This is a genomic window from Amycolatopsis sp. WAC 04197, assembly GCF_003947475.1.
Taxonomy (GTDB): Bacteria; Actinomycetota; Actinomycetes; order Mycobacteriales; family Pseudonocardiaceae; genus Amycolatopsis; species Amycolatopsis japonica.
In genome coordinates, this window is the sequence record NZ_QHJK01000009.1 from 127,083 (window position 1) to 145,466 (window position 18,384).

An 18,384-nucleotide genomic window follows, 5' to 3' on the forward strand; every position below is an offset into this window, starting at 1 on the left:
ACACGCAAGGATCGCATTCAGAGGACGAAACGCGGGGAGTGTCAGGCGAGTTGCTGCCGGACGGCGGAGGCGAAACGCCAGGCCGCGGCGGCATCGGTCTGCCGGAACCCGAGCGAAGGCTCGACGAGCTCCAGTTCCAGCAGCAGCGGCCTGCCGTCCGGCCCGGCGACGAGGTCCACGCGGGCGTAGAGCAGTTCCGCACGCAGGATGCCCAGCAGCACCGCCGTCGCGTCCAGAGCGTCTTCGGCCAGCGCGCGAAATCCCGCAGCCGGCTGCACCGGCGCGAGTTTCTCCGTCACGTACAGCCCGGATTCGTCGAGTTCCCGGCCCAGCATCGCGGCCTTCGAGAACGCGTGCGAGTACACGCCGCCGAAGTACACCAGCGCGATCTCGCCCGCACTGTCCACACTGGACTGATACGGCTGGAGCAGCACGGTGTTCCCGTCCGCCTGCAACCCGGACAGATGCGCGGCGGCCGCGTCGCCCGCGGTGAACCGGCCGGCACCGCGTGAACCGGCGCCGATGGCGGGCTTCAGCACGAACTCGCCCTTGGGCCAGCTCGGGGCCTTGTCGTCCGGCGCGATCAGGGTCGTCGGCACGACCGCGACCCCGGCGTCACCGAGTTCGGCCAGATAGGACTTGTCGGTGTTCCAGCGCACGACTTCGGCCGAATTCGACAGTGCCGGCACGGATTCGGTCCAGGACAGGAACTCGTCGTGGCGCTCGGCGTAATCCCAGGTGGCCCGCAGCACGACGATGTCCGCGGCGCCGAAGTCGACCGTCGTGTCGTCCCAGGCGGCCCAACGGGTCTTGAAGCCGAGGTCGGCCAGCGCCTCGGGAACCGCGTGCTCGTCACCGTCGCCTTCCGGCAGCGTGGAGCAGGCGACGAAGATCGCGGACCCGCTCACTTCCCCGCCATCCGGCGGCGGTGCTCGGCGCCGATCTTGGTGGCCTTCACGGTCTCGCTGTCCCATTCGGCGGGTTCGAGGTCTTCGACGGCCTCGACCAGCGCCTCGCCTGCCTCCACGGAGGCGACGACGACGTCGCCGAGCGCGCCGTCGGCACCCACGAGCACGACCCGCGCGCCGATCCGGCCGATGTTCTCCACCACCGCGCGCGACGGCTTCCCGTGCCGCTTCACGAAGTCGCGGGCGGCCGCGACCTGGCGCGACGTGGGGGCGGCGGTCTCGGTCTTCTCTTCGGTCTCAGCCACCCGCCGAGCTTAACCGCGAAAGGCCCGGGACGCGGAATAACCGTGGCGTCGGCCATAGTTGTGCCGGTCGGAACGACCTTGAACGAGGAGGATGTATGCCCGCGGCAGTGCAGATCCGGCGAACCGGTGGCCCCGAAGTCCTTGAACTGGCGCAAGTCGAGGTCGGTGAACCCGGTTCCGGTGAACTGCTCGTGGACGTCGCGGCGGCGGGCGTCAACTACATCGACACCTATCACCGCGAGGGCATCTACCCGGTCGACACCCCGTTCGTCCTGGGCATGGAAGGTGCGGGCACGGTGGCCGCGGTCGGCCCGGACGTGACCGGTTTCGCCGTCGGCGACCGGGTCGCCTGGCAGGGTTCGCTGGGCAGCTACGCCCAGCGCCGCCTGCTCCCGGCCACCATCGCGGTGAAGATCCCGGACGGCGTTTCCGAGGAGACCGCCGCCGCCACGATGCTCCAGGGCATCACCGCGCACGCGCTGATCGCCTCGACCTACGAGGTCAAGACCGGTGACGACGTGCTGATCCACGCCGCGGCGGGCGGCATGGGCCTGCTGCTGGTCCAGCTGGCCAAGGCGCGCGGCGCCCGGGTCATCGGCACCGTCTCCACCGACGAGAAGGCCGAACTCGCCAAGCAGGCGGGCGCGGACGACGTCATCCGCTACGACCAGGTCGACTTCGCCGAGGCCACCCGCGACCTCACCGGCGGCAAGGGGGTCGAGGTCGTCTACGACGGCGTCGGCAAGTCCACTGTGGACGGCAGCCTGGCGAGCCTGAAGATCCGCGGCCTGCTCGCCCTCTACGGCGCGGCCAGCGGTCCGGTGCCGCCGATCGACCCGCAGCTGCTCAACCGCAGCGGCTCGGTGTACCTCACCCGCCCGACCTCCGCGCACTACGTGCTCACCCGCGAGGAACTGGAGTGGCGCGTGAACGAACTGTTCACCGCCGTGCAGGACGGCTCGCTGAACATCCGGATCGGCGGCCGCTACCCGCTGGCCGACGCCCGTCAGGCGCACGAAGACCTCCAGGGCCGCCGCACCACCGGCAAGCTCCTGCTGATCCCGTGACGAAGCTCTGGCCGGACGAGGTCCGGCTCACCGGTGAAGGGCTCGTCCTGCGGGACTGGGTCGAAGACGACGTCGCCTTCATGCCCGGGTTGTTCGACAACCCGGCCGTCGCGCGGTTCACGCCGCTGCCCTCCCCGTTCGACGAGGCGGCGGCCAAGGCGCACTACGCGGAGTACCTCACCCGCCGCGCCGAGGGCACGGGGCTGCGGCTGGCCATCACGGCCGACGGCGGCGAGCCGCTCGGCGAAGTGGTGCTGTTCCTGAAGGACGACGCGGCCGAACTCGGGTACGCCGTCGGCCCCGCGCACCGTGGGCAAGACCTGGCGGCGCGGTCGCTGCGGGTGCTCACCGCGCACGCGCTGGACCTCGGGCTGGGACCGCTCCAGCTGAAGATCGACGCCGAGAACGCCGCCAGCGCGGCCGTCGCCCGCCGCGCCGGCTACGCCCTGACCGACGCGCCTCCCGAGCCCAAGGTCGAGAAAGGCTTGGAGATCACCCTGCTCACCTGGGAGTACGCCGGCTGACTCGTGAGTGGTGAGGACGGTTCTAACCGTCCTCACCACTCACGAAGACTCAGCCCTTGTCGGTCGGGACGCTCACCGCGTCGGTCACGAAGACCAGCGTCTCGTTCGGCTCGATACCGTTCCCGCCCTGGCCGTAGCCGAGGTCCGGCGGGATGATCAGCAGCCGCCGCGCGCCCTGCTTGATCCCTTCGAGGCCCTGATCCCAGCCCTTGATGACGTCACCGGCGCCGAGCGTCAGGTCGAACGGCTCGCCGCGGTCGAACGAGCTGTCCAGCTTCTGCTTGTTGGACCAGGTGACCAGCGAATAGTTCATCTTCAGGTTCGCGCCGGCCTTGGCGCCCTCGCCGGTGCCGGGCTCGAGGTCCTTGGTGATGAGCTTCTTCGGCGGATCGCAGTCGTCCGGGATGGTGATGGTCGGCGCCTCGCCGAACTTCCCGGTGGTCTTCACGTCCTCGGCCGTGCATTCCTTGCCCTTCGGGGCGGCCGGAGCCGACGACGACGCCGACGCGGGTGCCGCGCCGGAGGACTGCTGGACGGAACCCGCGGTGTTCTGCTTTTCGCCACAGGCCGCCAGGGCGAGGACGCCCGCGCCGATGACCACGATCTTGCCGAATGTGCGCATGCGGCCGACCTTAGCCAAGACCCTCCAGCGCGGGAACAAGGTCACCGGTCTGCACTACGCCCATCCGACGGGTCGCCCTGGTCAGGGCCACATAAAGATCGTTGAGCCCGCGCGGCGACTCGGCGACGACCTCGTCCGGGGCGACCAGCAGGACCGAATCGAACTCCAGCCCCTTCGCCCGCTCGACCGGCATCACCGACACCCGGTCCCCCGACTCGCCGAGCGTCTCCGACAGGGCAGGGACCAAGGACGACGGGCACAGCACCGCGACCGTCCCACCGTCCACAGCGGACAGTTCGGCGTCGACGAGGCCGGGCAATTCCGCGGTGAGCTCCGCCGGGTCCACCTCACGCAGCCAAGGCTCGAAACCCGTCTCCCGTACCGAAACCGGCGCCTCCAGCTCCGGGTTGACGTCGGCGAGCACGCGCGACGCGATGGCCATGATCTCCGCCGGGGTCCGGTAGTTCACGGTCAGTTCTTCGAGCCGCCAGCGGTCGGCGACGTACGGCGAAAGCGCCTCTCCCCACGACCTCGCCCCACCGGCCGCGCCGGTCTGGGCGACGTCGCCGACCAGTGTCATCGACCGGTTCGGCGACCGGCGCATCAGCAGCCGCCAGTCCATCGCGGTCAGTTCCTGCGCCTCGTCGACGATCACGTGCCCGAAGGTCCAGGTCCGGTCCTGGGCGGCCCGCTGTGCCGCGGTCATCTCGCTGCGGCGCTGCTGACGTTCGGCGAACAGTTCGGCGTCGAGGACGTCGCCCACCCGCAGCAGTTCCTCGTCGACGATCTCCTCGTCCTGTTCGAGGATGTCGAGCACGCCTTCCGCGTAGGCGCGGTCTTCCCGCTCGCGGCGGGCGGCCTCGGCGCGGGCTTCGGTGTCGTCCTCGCCGAGCAGCTCGGCGAGCTCGTCGAGCAACGGGACGTCCGACGGGCTCCACTTCGCGTCCGTCGGGCTGTAGAGATGCTCACGATCGGTGTCCGACAAGGCTTTCCCCGCCGCGCTGCGTAGCCGTTCGCGGTCGGCGAACAGCTCGTCGAGCACGATCTCCGGGGTGAGTTTGGGCCACAGTCCATTGATCGCGGCGGCCACGTTCCTGTCCGCGGCGACCTCGGCCCGGATGTCCTGGACGTCGCGGGCGTCGAGCAGGTCCTCCCCCAGTTTCCGGGCGGCCTGCCGGGTCAGCGCGTCGAGGAGGTCCGAGACGAAGATCCGCCGCGCGAGGTTGTGCGGACGGCGCGACCGCCGCGCCCGCGTCCGCGCCTCGGTGCAGGTCTTGCGGTCGAGCATGAGGATCTCGCGCTCGAACTCGATCTCCAGCACCGGCTCCGGCACCCGCTGACGATCGCGGACCGCGTTGGCGAGCACGTCGGCCATCACCGGGCGCCCCTTGATCTCGGCCGCTTCGCGCGTGACCGGCCCGGCGGCGTCCAGCCCCGGGTACAGCTGGCCGATCGTGGCCAGCAGCACCCCGGTCTCGCCCAGCGACGGCAGCACCTGCCCGATGTAGCGGAGGAACGTGCTGTTCGGCCCCACCACCAGCACGCCGCGCGTGGTGAGCTGCTGGCGATGCGTGTAGAGCAGGTACGCCGCGCGGTGCAGCGCGACGGCGGTCTTGCCGGTGCCCGGTCCGCCCTGGACCACGAGGACGCCGTTCGGCGACGCGCGGATGATGCGGTCCTGCTCGGCCTGGATGGTGGCGACGATGTCGCTCATCTCGCCGGTGCGGCGGCGCTCCAGCGCGGCCAGCAGAGCCGCCTCGCCCGCGAGCCCGAGGTCCTGGCCCTGGTCGGCGGCGGAGAGGTCGAGGATCTCGTCGTCGACGCCGACGACCTTCCGGCTCAGCGACCGGATGTGACGACGCCGCCGGACACCTTCGGGCGAGGCCGCGGTGGCGAGGTAGAACGGCCGCGCGACCGGCGCGCGCCAGTCGACGAGCAGCGGGCGGTAGTCGTCGTCCTCGTCGAACAGCCCGAGCCGTCCGATGTAGGTGGTCTCCTCCGCGTGGTCCGGCAGGAAGTCGAGGCGGCCGAAGCACAGGCCCTGCTCGACGGAGCTCAGCTGGGACAGCCTGTCGGTGTAGAGCGTCGTGGCGACGTCGCGTTCGGTGCGCGCCTGCGGGGTGCCGCCGGTCTGGCGCAGCGTCTCGTCGAGCCTGCGCTGCGCGTCGACGCGTTCGGTGTCGAGCTTGCGGTAGAGGGTGGTGACGTACTGCTGCTCGAGCGCGACATCCTGCTCGAGCGCGTCGAGTTCCCGGTCCGGGGACACGGACAAAAGCAGCCTGCTTTCGAGAGGTGGGACAGGGGCCGAACGAAGTACAACGGCGCCCTCCATCATCTCATTCCCGCACGCTCACCCGGACCAGGAGGAAGGCCGACAGGGACAGGACGGTCGCCACACTCGCCCACACGACGTTCTCGTGGAGCAGGACGGCGAACGTGGCCGCGATCCCCGCGATGGACTGCGCGACGAACCCGCACAGCGCGACGGCGTAGGCGCCGTGTCCGGGCACCTCGCTCACCGCGACGGCCATGCTGCTCGGGAAGAGCGCGGCCTGGCCGAAGGTGGTCCCGCAGTAGAGCGCGACGAACGTCACGAAAGCGGCCGTGAGCGGGATCGCGGGCACGAGCCACAAGACGATCGTCAGCAGGCCCGCGCCCGTCATGATCAGCGCGCCCGCGCGCATCAGCCACGGCGATCCCTTGCGCCCGGCCAGCCGGTTCACCAGCAGCGCACCGGCGAAGTACGCGAGCCCGAACAGGAGCCCGAGGCCGCCGTACTGGTCCGCACTCAGCCCGAAGTGCTGCTGGAACACGAACGGCGCGACCTCCTGGAGCAGCACGATCGTCGCGAACCCGAGCCCCGCCGCGATCGTCGGCCGCAGGAACGCCGGAACGGTGAGGATCCGGAGATAGACGCGGACCATGCCGGTCTTGTCGGACCGGCCCTTGCCGAGCGGAATCGTCAGCGTGCTCAGGACGCACAGCACACCCGCCGCCGTCAGCACCACGAAACCGCCCTGCCAGCCTCCGATCAGCCCGCCGGCGAACTGCCCGCCGCCGAGCGCGGTGACGAACGCGATGGACAGCACCGAAAGCCGTTTGGCGAGCGCGTCGCCGTCGCCGAGGTCGCGCACGACGATACGGGCGATGATGGCCGCTCCCCCGGCGCCGATCCCTTGCAGGGAACGGAGAACGAGCAGCCATGCCGGGGAGGCGTTCACGATCAGGACCGCGCTGGACGCGACGAAGAGACCGAGTGCCGCCAGCATCGCCGCCCGCCGCCCGAGCCGGTCGGCCGCCCTACCCCACAGCACCACCGGGGCCGCCGCGCCGACGACGAACAGCGACACCGAGAGCGCCGCGAAGCTGCGCGACACGGCGAAGTCGCGCTCGATCATGGGTAGGGAGGGGAGGTAGATCGTCGTCGCCATCTGGGCCGTGAAGACGATCAGGCAGGCGACCGCCATGGTCGCGCGGCCGGCCCGGACGGTGGCCGGGCGCTCGGTCGTGCTCGTCACTCCGCCGGACGGTACCGACGGGTAACCCGGCGCGTCGCCCTATGCCACACCTTGGGAAGCCCATGCATTTAGTCCTCTGGATGCGGTACTTGCGCGTGCAAGTACCGCATCCAGAGGACTAAATGCCAAAGAGATCAGAAAGGCAGCCCGATGGCGGGAAGCCCGATCGCCGAGTCCACCGCCAGCGCGACGAACACGATCATCAGGTACGTGTTCGACCGGTGGAACAGCGACATCGGCTTGGTCTCCTCGCCGCGCCGCACCGCCGCGTTCAGGCTGTGCGCGTAGAAGAGGAACCAGCCACCGGCGAGCAGGGCGAACGTCGTGTAGATCCAGCTCGTCACCGGGACCAGCAGCAGCGTCCACGCGACCATCACCCACGAGTAGATGACGATCTGCCGCGCCACGTGCTGCGGGGTGGCGACCACCGGCAGCATCGGCACGCCGGCGCGCTCGTAGTCCTCGCGGTACTTCATGCCCAGCGCCCAGGTGTGCGGCGGGGTCCAGAAGAAGATGACGCCGAACATCACGAACGCGGGCCACTCGACGGTGCCGGTGACGGCGGCCCAGCCGATGACGACCGGCATGCAGCCCGCCGCGCCGCCCCAGACCACGTTCTGTGACGTACGCCGCTTCAACACCAGCGTGTAGACGAAGATGTAGAAGAGGATCGTCACGATCGCGAGGATCGCCGAGAGCAGGTTCACCGTGAAATAGAGCACGACGAACGACAGGACGCCGAGCACGAGACCGAAGATCAGCGCGCCGCGCCGGGGGACGGATTCCTTCACCAGCGGCCGGCGCTTCGTGCGGTTCATCACCTTGTCGATGTCCGCGTCGATGACGCAGTTCAAGGCGTTGGCACTGCCGGCGGCCATGGTGCCGCCCACGAGCGTCGCGAGGACCAGCCACGGGGACGGGATTTCCCGGCCGGCCAGGAACATCGCGGGAATCGTGGTGACGAGGAGGAGCTCGATCACCCTGGGCTTCGCGAGGGCGGCGTACGCGCCGACGACCTGGCGGATTGTTCGCCGGCCACCGTGCGGTCGTTCACCGGTCGGATGTACGGCGCTGGTGCTGTCACTGCGTCCGTGCGCAGCGTTCACCAACGACATTTCACTCCCTGCGTCAGTTTTCGGGGCGGGGCCCACCAGGCTTCCGGGTGATGTGGCGGCCCCGGATCCGGAGTGTTCTGAACCCTCCCCCGATGTTAGACGTGCTGTTTCCAGAGGGTGATCGCGGGTCCTCGACCGGCCGAACCATTAGGCTGGCCGCGGTAGCTCGCGGCGTGCCCCTGCGAACGGCCCGGACCAGGAATATCGTCCCTTCCGGATCGATTGAGATTAGTAGCGGTACGCGTGGGTTATCCACGAGGGAAGAGAAGCCACAACCTGATGACGGGGAGTTCGAGTTCAGTGTCCGAAACCGCCTCTACCAGCGAGAAGAACCCACTCCTCCGGCGCAACGTGCCCGCCGACTGGACCGAGAACGACACGCGGGCCGTCGACACCGTACGGGTGCTCGCCGCGGACGCGGTCGAGAACTGCGGCAGCGGTCACCCCGGCACCGCGATGAGCCTGGCGCCGCTCGCGTACACGCTCTTCCAGCGGACGCTGCGTCATGACCCGGCCGACCCGGAGTGGCCCGCTCGTGACCGCTTCATCCTCTCCGCCGGTCACTCGAGCCTCACCCTCTACATCCAGCTGTACCTCGCCGGGTTCGGCCTGGAGCTGGAAGACCTGAAGCAGCTGCGCAAGTGGGACTCGAAGACCCCGGGTCACCCGGAGTACCGCCACACCAAGGGCGTCGAGACCACCACCGGCCCGCTCGGCCAGGGCCTGGCCAACGCGGTCGGCATGGCGATGGCGGCCCGCCGCGAGCGCGGTCTGCTGGACCCGGACGCCCCGCAGGGCGAGAGCATCTTCGACCACTACGTCTACGTGATCGCCTCCGACGGTGACATCGAAGAGGGCGTCACCGCCGAGGCCTCGTCGATCGCCGGCCGCCAGGAGCTGGGCAACCTGATCGTCTTCTGGGACGACAACGAGATCTCGATCGAGGACGACACCAAGATCGCCCTCTCCGAGGACGTCGTGAAGCGCTACGAGGCCTACGGGTGGCACACCCAGGTCGTCGAGGGTGGCGAGGACGTCGTCGCGATCGAAGAGGCCATCAAGGCCGCGAAGGCCGAGACCGAGCGCCCGTCGTTCATCGCGCTGAAGACCGTCATCGGGTACCCGGCGCCGAAGAAGATGGGCACCGGCAAGGCCCACGGCGCCGCGCTCGGCGCCGAAGAGGTCGCCGCGGTCAAGGAGATCCTCGGCTTCGACCCGGAGCGGACCTTCCAGGTCGACGACGAGGTCATCGCGCACACCCGCCAGGCCGTCGACCGCGGCAAGACCGCCCGCGCCGAATGGCAGGAGAAGTTCGAGGCGTGGGGCGCCGCCAACCCGGAGCGCAAGAAGATCGCGGACCGGATGGCCACCCGTTCGCTGCCCGAGGGCTTCGCGGACAACCTGCCGACGTGGGAGCCGGACGCCAAGGGCATCGCGACCCGCAAGGCCTCCGGCGAGGTGCTCAACGCGCTCGCCGAGCCGCTTCCCGAGCTGTGGGGCGGTTCCGCGGACCTCGCGGAGAGCAACAACACCACCATGAAGGGGGCCGACTCGTTCGGCCCGGAGAAGGCTTCCACCGACATGTGGAAGACCAGCCCGTACGGCCGGACGCTGCACTTCGGCATCCGCGAGCACGCGATGGGCTCGATCCTCAACGGCATCGCGCTGCACGGCGGCACCCGCCCCTACGGCGCGACGTTCCTGATCTTCTCCGACTACATGCGCCCGCCCGTCCGGCTGGCCGCGCTGATGAAGGCGCCGGTCACCTACGTGTGGACGCACGACTCGATCGGCCTGGGCGAGGACGGCCCCACCCACCAGCCGATCGAGCAGCTCTCCTCGCTGCGCGCGATCCCCGGCCTCAACGTCGTCCGCCCGGCGGACGCCAACGAGACCGCGTACGCGTGGAAGGCCGTCCTGGAGGACGTCCACCACCCGTCGGGTCTCGCGCTCACCCGGCAGAACGTGCCGGTGCTGGAGGGCACCAGCGCCGAAGGCGTCAAGCGGGGCGGTTACGTCCTCGCCGAGGCGTCCAACGGCAGCCCCGAGGTCGTGCTGATCGCGACCGGCTCCGAGGTCCAGCTGGCCGTCGAGGCCCGCAAGACCCTCGAAGCCGACGGCATCCCGGCGAGCGTCGTCTCGATGCCGTGTGTCGAGTGGTTCGACGCGCAGGACCAGTCCTACAAGGACTCGGTCATCCCGCCGTCGGTCAAGGCACGCGTCTCCGTCGAAGCCGGTATCGCCCAGTCGTGGCACCGCTTCACCGGTGACGCCGGGGTGAACGTTTCGATCGAGCACTTCGGTGCGTCGGCCGACGCCGCCACACTGTTCCGTGAGTTCGGTTTTACCGCGGAGGCAGTCGTCGAGGCCGCCCGTCGCTCGATCGCCAACACCAAGAACTGAAGGGGAAAGCATGAGCAACGACAAGCTCGCGCAGCTGTCCGAGGCCGGGGTGTCGATCTGGCTCGACGACCTGTCCCGTGAGCGCCTGAACACCGGCAACCTCGCGGACCTGATCCGCGACAAGCACGTCGTGGGCGTGACGACCAACCCGACGATCTTCGCCAACGCGATGTCGAAGGGCGAGGCGTACGACGAGCAGACCAAGGAGCTCGCCGCCCGCGGCGCCGACGTCGAGGCCACCATCCGTGAGCTGACCACCACCGACGTGCGCAACGCCGCGGACCTGTTCCGCGACGTCTACACCGCCACGAACGGGGTCGACGGCCGGGTGTCCATCGAGGTGGACCCGCGGCTGGCCAAGGACTCCGACAAGACGGTGGCCGAGGCGCAGGACCTGTGGAAGACCGTGGACCGGCCGAACGTGCTGATCAAGATCCCGGCCACCGAAGAGGGTCTCCCGGCGATCACCAAGACCCTCGCCGAAGGCATCAGCGTCAACGTCACGCTGATCTTCTCGGTCGAGCGGTACCGGGCGGTCATCGAGGCCTACTTCGCCGGCCTGGAGCAGGCGAAGGCCAACGGCCACGACCTCAAGGGCATCCACTCGGTCGCGTCGTTCTTCGTGTCCCGTGTGGACACCGAGATCGACAAGCGCCTCGACGCGATCGGCACCGACGCGGCCACCGCCCTGCGCGGTGAGGCCGCGATCGCCAACGCGCGGCTCGCGTACGCGGCGTTCGAGGAGCTGTTCGCTTCGGACCGCTGGAAGGCGCTCGCCGAGGCGGGCGCGAACCCGCAGCGTCCGCTGTGGGCCTCCACCGGCGTGAAGGACCCGCAGTACTCCGACACCCGCTACGTGGACCAGCTCGTCGTCAAGGACACGGTCAACACGATGCCGGAGAAGACCCTCGACGCCGCGGGCGACCACGCCGAGATCACCGGTGACACGGTGACCGGCAAGGGCCCCGACGCGCAGGTCGTCTTCGACAAGCTGCGTGTGGTCGGCATCGACATCGACGACGTGTTCCTGACGCTGGAGAACGAAGGCGTCGAGAAGTTCGAGAAGTCGTGGACCGAGCTTCTCGAGACCGTCACCGGGCAGCTGGAAAAGGCGAAGGACTGATCTGGACCATGGCAGGGGAAACGACCGGCGTCGAAATCGTCGACGCCGCCCTGGCCGGCGAAGCCGCTCCGTTCGCGGAGCGGCTCGTCGCCGACCAGGTCGCATCGAAACTGGCGTCCCAGGACGCCACACTGTGGGGTCCCGAAGCCGAGTCCGAAGCGTCGATCCGTCTCTCGTGGACGACGCTGCACAAGTCCTCGCGGCCGTTGATCGGCGAGATCGAGGCACTGCGGACCGACCTGCGTTCCGAGGGCGTCGACCGCGTCGTCCTCGCGGGCATGGGCGGTTCGTCGCTGGCCCCCGAGGTCATCACCGCGACCGACGGCGTCCCGCTGACGGTCCTCGACACCACCGACCCCGGTCAGGTCGCCGACGCGCTCGCCGGTGACCTGGAGCGGACGGTCATCGTCGTGTCGTCGAAATCCGGCGGCACCGTCGAGACCGACAGTCACCGGCGGATCTTCGCGAAGGCCTTCGCCGACGCGGGCATCGACGCGGCGCGGCGGATCGTGGTCGTCACCGACCCCGGCTCGCCGTTCGCGGAACTGTCCGAAAAGGAGGGTTACCGCAAGGTCTTCCTCGCCGACCCGAACGTCGGCGGCCGCTACTCGGCGCTGACCGCGTTCGGGCTCGTCCCCGCCGGGCTCGCCGGAGCGGACGTCGCCCGCCTGCTCGACCAGGCCGCTTCGGTGGCCGACGAGCTGGCCGCCGACTCCGTCGACAACCCCGCGGTCAAACTCGCGGCGGCGTGGGGCGCGGCGCACGAAAAGGGCGCCGAGAAGGTCGTCATCGCGGACACGGGATCGGGCATCAAGGGCTTCGCCGACTGGGCGGAGCAGCTGATCGCCGAGTCCACCGGCAAGCAGGGCACCGGTCTCCTGCCGGTCGCCGTCGAGGGCCCGGACTCCCCCGGTTTCGCCGACGCCAAGGGCGACGCCACCCCGGTGGCCGTCGGCCAGGCGGAAGGCGCGGCGAAGATCTCCGTGACCGGCTCGCTCGGCGCGCAGTTCCTGCTGTGGGAGTTCGCCACCGCGCTCGCCGGACGGCTGCTCGGGATCAACCCGTTCGACCAGCCCGACGTCGAGGCCGCCAAGAAGGCCGCGCGTTCGCTGCTCGACAACCCGGACAAGCTCAAGGGCGGCGAAGAGCCGTCCACTGTGGACGGCGCGGTCGAGGTGTTCGGCTCGGAAGGCGTCGTCACGGACGGGAAGCTCGCGGACATCCTGCGGGCTTTCTTCGATTCCGCGCCGGAAACCGGCTACATCGCGGTGCAGGCGTACCTCGACCGGCTCGACGACGCGTCGACGGCCGTCCTGCGCGGCGAGATCGCCAAGCGGACCGGCCGCCAGACCACCTTCGGGTGGGGGCCGCGGTTCCTGCACTCGACCGGGCAGTACCACAAGGGCGGGCACCAGAACGGCGTCTTCCTGCAGATCACCGGCGCCGTCGAGGACGACCTCGACGTTCCGGACCGGCCGTACACGCTCGGTGTCCTGCAGCACGCGCAGGCGCTGGGCGACGGTCAGGTGCTCGCCGAGCACGGTCGTCCGGTGCTGCGCCTGCACCTCACCGACCGGGCCGCCGGCCTGGCCGAACTGGTCCGCGCGGTACAGGAGGCCGGCGAGTGACACGAGCCTGGAACAACCCGCTGCGCGACCCGCGCGACAAGCGGCTGCCGCGGATCGCCGGGCCGTCCAGCCTGGTGATCTTCGGCGTGACCGGTGACCTCGCCCGCAAGAAGCTGATGCCGGCGATCTACGACCTGGCCCACCGCGGGCTGCTGCCCGCCGGGTTCTCGCTCGTCGGATTCGCCCGCCGGGACTGGGAGCACCAGGACTTCGGCGAGCTCGTGCACGACTCGGTCAAGGAGCACGCGCGGACGCCGTTCAAGGAGTCGGTGTGGAACCGGCTCGCCGAAGGCATCCGGTTCGTGCAGGGCACCTTCGACGACGACGAGGCCTTCGACAAGCTCGCGCAGACGGTCAAGGACCTCGACGCCGAGCGTGGCACCGGTGGCAACACCGCGTTCTACCTGTCGATCCCGCCGAGCGCGTTCCCGGTGGTGACCAAGCAGCTCGCCCGCTCCGGCCTCGCCGACGCGAGCGAGGACACCTGGCGCCGCGTCGTCATCGAGAAGCCGTTCGGCCGCGATCTCAAGAGCGCCAAGGAGCTCAACGAGATCGTGAACGACGTCTTCCCCGAGGAGTCGGTGTTCCGCATCGACCACTACCTCGGCAAGGAGACGGTGCAGAACCTGCTGGCGCTGCGGTTCGCGAACCAGCTGTTCGAGCCGATCTGGAACGCCAACTACGTCGACCACGTGCAGATCACCATGGCCGAGGACATCGGCCTCGGCGGCCGCGCGGGGTACTACGACGGCATCGGCGCCGCACGCGACGTCATCCAGAACCACCTGTTGCAGCTCCTCGCGCTGACCGCGATGGAGGAGCCGGTCTCGTTCGCTCCGCGCGCCCTCCGCGCGGAGAAGGTCAAGGTGCTTTCGGCGACCAAGCCGCTGGCGCCGTTCGACGAGACCACCGCGCGCGGGCAGTACGCGGGCGGCTGGCAGGGCGGCATGAAGGTGCCGGGCCTGCTGCAGGAGGGCGGTTTCGCGAAGGACTCGACCACCGAGACCTACGCCGCGGTGACGCTGGAGGTGCAGAACCGCCGCTGGGCGGGCGTGCCGTTCTACCTGCGCACCGGCAAGCGGCTGGGCCGCCGGGTCACCGAGATCGCCGTGGTGTTCAAGCGGGCGCCGCATCTGCCGTTCGACTCGACCTCGACCGAGGAGCTGGGCCAGAACGCGCTGGTGATCCGGGTGCAGCCCGACGAGGGCATCACGCTGCGGTTCGGGTCGAAGGTGCCGGGGACCACGATGGAGGTCCGCGACGTCACGATGGACTTCGGGTACGGGCACGCCTTCACCGAGTCGTCCCCGGAGGCCTACGAGCGGCTCATCCTGGACGTGCTGCTCGGCGAACCGTCGCTGTTCCCGGTGAACGAAGAGGTCGAGCTGTCCTGGGAGATCCTGGACCCGATCCTCGACCACTGGGCCAAGAAGGGCGCCCCCGAGGCGTACCCGCCCGGTTCGTGGGGACCGCCGTCCGCCGACGAGATGCTGGAACGTACCGGCCGGAACTGGAGGCGTCCGTGATCATCGACCTGCCGTCGACCACGACGTCGCAGCTGAACAAGAAACTCGTCGAGATCCGCGAACAGGGCGGGCAGGTCGCGCTCGGCCGCGTGCTGACGCTGGTGATAGTGGCCGACGACGACGACAAACTCGAAGAGGCGATCGAGGCCGCCAACGAGGCCAGCCGCGAACACCCCTCGCGGGTGATCGTGGTGGCCAAGGGCGCGCGGACCGCCGCGCCGCGGATCGACGGCCAGATCCGGGTCGGCGGCGACGCCGGCGCGAGCGAGGTGATCGTCCTGCGGCTCTACGGTCCGCTGGCCTCGCAGGGGCAGAGCGCGGTCGTGCCGCTGCTGCTGCCGGACGCGCCGATCGTCACCTGGTGGCCCGGCACCGGTCCGAAGGCTCCGGCCAAGGACCCGCTCGGTGAGCTGGCGCAGCGCCGGATCACCGATTCGGCGGCGGAGAAGGCGCCCATAAGGGCACTCACCACGCGGGCGAAGTCCTATGTGGAGGGTGACACCGACCTGGCGTGGACCCGGCTGACCCGGTGGCGCGCGCAGCTGGTGTCCGCTTTGGACCTTCCGCCGTACGAGAAGGTCACCGGCGCGACGGTGACCGGCGAGGCCGATTCGCCGTCGACCGAACTGCTCGCCGGCTGGCTGGCCGAGTACCTCAAGGTGCCGGTGAAGCGGGTCAAGAGCAGCGGCGCGGCGGGCATCATCTCGGTGACGCTGGACCGGCGTTCCGGCCCGGTGGAACTGCACCGGCCGGACGGACGGGTCGGCACGCTGACCCAGCCGGGCCAGCCGACGCGCCGGATCGCCCTGCAGCGGCGGGACAACAAGGACTGCCTGATCGAGGAGCTGCGGCGGCTCGACCCGGACGAGGTTTACGAGGCTTCGCTGAACGGGCTCGGCAAGATCTCGACGGGTACCGCGGCCAAGCCCGCTCCGGCGAAGAAGGCGGCTCCGGCGGCGAAGAAGGCTCCGGCCGCCAAGACCGCGAAGAGCGCCTCATGAGCAAGACCGAGGTCGTCGTCTACGAGAACCCGGACCTCCTGGCCGCCGCCGCGGCGGCCAGGCTGGTCACCCGGCTCGTGGACGTCCAGGCCGCCAAGGGCTCCGCTTCGGTGGTGCTCACCGGCGGTGGCACCGGGATCGCGATCCTGCGGGAACTGCGTGACTCCAGTGCCCGTGACGCCATCGACTGGTCGCGGCTGGACGTCTACTGGGGAGACGAGCGCTTCGTCCCGGCGGATTCGGACGAGCGCAACGAGAAGCAGGCCCGTGAGGCGCTGCTCGACCACGTGCCGCTCGACCCGAAGCGGGTGCATGCCATGGCACCTTCGGACGGGGAGTTCGGCGATGACGTGGACGCGGCGGCCGCCGCGTACGCGGAGATCTTGACCCCTGAGGTCCCTGCGTTCGACATCATGCTGCTGGGCCTCGGCGGGGAGGGGCACACCGCCTCGATCTTCCCGGACAGCCCGGCGGTGCACGAGAAGGAACGCTCGGTCGTCGCGGTGCGCGACTGCCCGAAGCCGCCGCCGACCCGCATCTCGCTGACTCTGCCCGCGATCCGTCGCGCGCAGGACATCTGGCTGGTCACCGGCGGCGACGCCAAGGCGGACGCCGTCGCGCAGGCGCTGGCCGGTGCGGGCGAGGTCGAGATCCCGGTGGCCGGGGCACGCGGCTCGCGCCGCACGCTCTGGCTGCTGGACCGAGGCTCCGCCTCGAAACTCACGAAGGTCTATCAGCCGCCTACGGGCTGACGTTTCGCGCGTGAAGGCCCCCTTCCCTCGGCTGAGCCGAGGGAAGGGGGCCTTCACGCGCATCCGGGCACCGTGACCCAAGGCGTGACTCGCGTGATCAGAGGCGTAACTCGCGTGATTGGAGGCGCCACACGCGAGTTACGTCTCCAGACACGTGAGTTACGTCTTCGATCACGCGAGTCACGGGCCTGATCACGACCCGCCAGGCGGCCGCGGCGGTGACACCCTCATGGCGGAAGTCCGTGAAGGCCTCCTTCCCTACCCTGAAGGTAGTGAAGGAGGCCTTCACGGAACTCGCGCGGCAGGGTCACCGCGCGACCACGAAACGTGACATAGATCAACTTCCCCGGACTTCGGCATCAGAGAGGACTTGTTCGCGCGTCGAAATGATCAGCGGACCACCGAGCCCGGGTGGTCCGGTGTGGATTCGACCGACCGAACGTTCATGCACTTGTCCGCAGAACGGACAGTGATCGCCCAGTCGCTAGCCCGACTGGGGGAAACTTACCGCCCTTGTACATCCACCCGTTAGCATCCGCACATTTGTTCGTTCCTGCGCGTCCCGATCGGGCGAAGAACACGTCTCACCATCCAAGTCCACAAGACGAGTGAGGTCGCCAGCGATGAGCACAGAGGGTCTCTCGATGCCAGGTATCTCGGTGGGCGGCTCCGGAGCGGACGCCGCCGACCGGATGCGCCGTGCCGCCGGGGTCATGTCGTTCGCCAAGCTCAAACGTCCGGCGCTGGTCGCGCTGGGCATCGACACGCTCGCGATCTTCCTCGCCGCGCTCGACGTCTGGCTGGTGATCCCCGAGAAGGCCCAGCCGTACTCGATCTATCTGTCCGGCGCCGCGTGCCTCGGCCTCGCCTTCCGGCGCAAGCTGCCGTTCCTCGCGGTGATCGTCACCGTCCCCGGCTTCCTGGCGGGGTGGTCGCAGCTGGCCGCGATGATCGCGCTCGGCTTCCTCGCCACCCGCAAACAGATGCACTGGCAGACCTGGGCCGGATTCGCGCTCGTCTTCACCTGCCGGTTCGTGCAGTGGCCGCTGGCCGACTTCGTCGAGCTCAGCTGGCGTGAACACGTCCTGGACGGCATCTACGGCGTCATCGTCGCCGGGATGCCGGTGGCCATCGGCCTGCTCATCGGAGCGCGGACCGAGATCTCGCAGAAGCTGTCCGAACTCGCCGCCAGCCGCGACCGCGAACGCCGCTTCCACGCCGACGCCGTCCGCGCGGAAGAGCGCGCCCGCCTCGCGCGGGAGATGCACGACGTCGTCTCGCACCAGATCACGCTGATCGCGATGCAGGCCGGCGCGCTGCAGGCGCAGACCACCGACGCCCGGTCGCTCGAAACCGCGCAGGTCATCCGGAAGCTGAGCACCAAGACCCTCGAAGAGCTGCGCTCACTCGTGAGCGTGCTCCGCTCGGGCTCCGAAGACGACGGGCCCCGGCCGGGCATCAACGAACTCGACCGGCTGATCCGCGGCTCGGACGTCCCGGTGCACCTGACCGTGGAGCGGATCCCCGACCTGCTGCCCAGCCAGGTTTCGGCGGCGGCCTACCGGACCGTGCAGGAATGCCTGACCAACGTGCACAAGCACGCACCGGGCGCCACCGCGACCATCCGGATCCAGGGCGAGCACGGTTCGCTCAAGGTCGAAATACGCAACGAGCGCGCTCGGACCCCCGGTGCGGCCCTGCCCTCGGGAGGGCACGGGCTGACCGGGCTGGCCGAACGCGCTCGACTGCTGGGTGGGAGCTTCGAAACCGCCGACACCGAGGACGGCGGGTTCCGGGTGCGTGCCCGGTACCCGCTCGACCGGTGATGGCCGGTGGTCGGCGGAGCTGAGCTGAACGCGCCTGGCCGTAGGCCTCGCGATCCCGGCGGCAGG

General features: G+C 69.7%; 15 protein-coding genes. 9 read left to right on the forward strand and 6 right to left on the reverse strand.

What is annotated here, in order from left to right:
* Positions 1 to 41: 41 nt before the first annotated feature.
* A complete protein-coding gene (locus DMC64_RS30590) occupies positions 42 to 908 on the reverse strand; it encodes a RimK family alpha-L-glutamate ligase (RefSeq protein WP_125736358.1) in 867 nt (288 codons plus the stop codon).
* Positions 905 to 1,213: a hypothetical protein gene (locus tag DMC64_RS30595; RefSeq protein ID WP_037344035.1), complete on the reverse strand. Its 309-nt coding sequence runs from the start codon at positions 1,211 to 1,213 to the stop codon at positions 905 to 907. The genes DMC64_RS30590 and DMC64_RS30595 overlap by 4 nt, the downstream gene beginning before the upstream one ends.
* A 95-nt stretch (positions 1,214 to 1,308) precedes the next feature.
* On the opposite strand from DMC64_RS30595, the gene DMC64_RS30600 reads away from it, so the two are divergent.
* Together DMC64_RS30600 and DMC64_RS30605 are read left to right on the forward strand one after the other, a co-directional pair.
* A complete protein-coding gene (locus DMC64_RS30600) occupies positions 1,309 to 2,280 on the forward strand; it encodes a quinone oxidoreductase (RefSeq protein WP_125736359.1) in 972 nt (323 codons plus the stop codon).
* Positions 2,277 to 2,804: a GNAT family N-acetyltransferase gene (locus DMC64_RS30605; protein ID WP_125736360.1), complete on the forward strand. Its 528-nt coding sequence runs from the start codon at positions 2,277 to 2,279 to the stop codon at positions 2,802 to 2,804. The genes DMC64_RS30600 and DMC64_RS30605 overlap by 4 nt, the downstream gene beginning before the upstream one ends.
* Positions 2,805 to 2,853: 49 nt before the next feature.
* Here the strand turns inward: DMC64_RS30605 and DMC64_RS30610 are convergent, their stop codons facing one another.
* From DMC64_RS30610 to DMC64_RS30625, 4 genes are all read right to left on the reverse strand, one after another.
* Positions 2,854 to 3,426: an FKBP-type peptidyl-prolyl cis-trans isomerase gene (locus tag DMC64_RS30610; protein WP_125736361.1), complete on the reverse strand. Its 573-nt coding sequence runs from the start codon at positions 3,424 to 3,426 to the stop codon at positions 2,854 to 2,856.
* Positions 3,427 to 3,436: 10 nt separating this feature from the next.
* Positions 3,437 to 5,692 carry a UvrD-helicase domain-containing protein gene (locus DMC64_RS30615; protein ID WP_125736588.1) on the reverse strand — a complete coding sequence of 752 codons (2,256 nt, stop codon included), beginning with the start codon at positions 5,690 to 5,692 and terminating at the stop codon, positions 3,437 to 3,439.
* 70 nt (positions 5,693 to 5,762) lie between these two features.
* Complete coding sequence (locus tag DMC64_RS30620; RefSeq protein WP_233629878.1) at positions 5,763 to 6,944, reverse strand: MFS transporter; 1,182 nt, start codon at positions 6,942 to 6,944, stop codon at positions 5,763 to 5,765.
* 134 nt (positions 6,945 to 7,078) lie between these two features.
* On the reverse strand, positions 7,079 to 8,059 hold the full coding sequence (locus DMC64_RS30625) for a heme o synthase (protein ID WP_125736362.1): 981 nt from the start codon (positions 8,057 to 8,059) through the stop codon (positions 7,079 to 7,081).
* Positions 8,060 to 8,359: 300 nt separating this feature from the next.
* On the opposite strand from DMC64_RS30625, the gene tkt reads away from it, so the two are divergent.
* The 7 genes from tkt to DMC64_RS30660 all read left to right on the forward strand — a co-directional run bounded on the left by tkt (position 8,360) and on the right by DMC64_RS30660 (position 18,318).
* Positions 8,360 to 10,462, forward strand: a complete 2,103-nt coding sequence (gene tkt, locus DMC64_RS30630) for a transketolase (protein ID WP_073847007.1) — start codon at positions 8,360 to 8,362, stop codon at positions 10,460 to 10,462.
* Between the two features lie 10 nt (positions 10,463 to 10,472).
* Positions 10,473 to 11,585 (forward strand): transaldolase, encoded by a 1,113-nt coding sequence (tal, locus tag DMC64_RS30635; protein WP_037344543.1) that lies wholly within the window; start codon positions 10,473 to 10,475, stop codon positions 11,583 to 11,585.
* Between the two features lie 8 nt (positions 11,586 to 11,593).
* On the forward strand, positions 11,594 to 13,213 hold the full coding sequence (locus tag DMC64_RS30640; protein WP_037344022.1) for a glucose-6-phosphate isomerase: 1,620 nt from the start codon (positions 11,594 to 11,596) through the stop codon (positions 13,211 to 13,213).
* On the forward strand, positions 13,210 to 14,739 hold the full coding sequence (zwf, locus tag DMC64_RS30645; protein ID WP_016333149.1) for a glucose-6-phosphate dehydrogenase: 1,530 nt from the start codon (positions 13,210 to 13,212) through the stop codon (positions 14,737 to 14,739). Before DMC64_RS30640 ends, zwf begins: the two co-directional genes overlap by 4 nt.
* A complete protein-coding gene (opcA, locus tag DMC64_RS30650; RefSeq protein ID WP_037344020.1) occupies positions 14,736 to 15,740 on the forward strand; it encodes a glucose-6-phosphate dehydrogenase assembly protein OpcA in 1,005 nt (334 codons plus the stop codon). The genes zwf and opcA overlap by 4 nt, the downstream gene beginning before the upstream one ends.
* Positions 15,737 to 16,492 carry a 6-phosphogluconolactonase gene (gene pgl, locus DMC64_RS30655; RefSeq protein ID WP_016333147.1) on the forward strand — a complete coding sequence of 252 codons (756 nt, stop codon included), beginning with the start codon at positions 15,737 to 15,739 and terminating at the stop codon, positions 16,490 to 16,492. The genes opcA and pgl overlap by 4 nt, the downstream gene beginning before the upstream one ends.
* A 623-nt stretch (positions 16,493 to 17,115) precedes the next feature.
* Positions 17,116 to 18,318 (forward strand): sensor histidine kinase, encoded by a 1,203-nt coding sequence (locus DMC64_RS30660; RefSeq protein WP_162836902.1) that lies wholly within the window; start codon positions 17,116 to 17,118, stop codon positions 18,316 to 18,318.
* The last annotated feature ends 66 nt before the right edge of the window (positions 18,319 to 18,384 follow it).